At 51.2% G+C, this 211-nt stretch carries 1 rRNA gene; it reads right to left on the bottom strand.

Annotation, left to right across the window (positions count from 1 at the left end):
• Positions 1–211, bottom strand: a 23S ribosomal RNA gene (locus ACW5XC_RS20495); the annotation flags it as partial.

Genomic DNA, 211 nt, shown 5'->3' with positions numbered 1-211 from the left:
GCAGGTGTCACACCCTATACGTCCACTTTCGTGTTTGCAGAGTGCTGTGTTTTTGATAAACAGTCCCAGCCATCTGGTCACTGCGACTCCCAACTGCTCCATCCGCAAGGGACTTCACTGTCAAGAGCGAACCTTCTCCCGAAGTTACGGTTCTATTTTGCCTAGTTCCTTCACCCGAGTTCTCTCAAGCGCCTTGGTATTCTCTACCCGA

The organism is Aeromonas sp. 25-AL00135 (genome assembly GCF_054052385.1).
The sequence above is the reverse complement of the archived record's forward strand: the minus strand, read 5'-3'. Positions and strand labels throughout refer to the sequence as shown.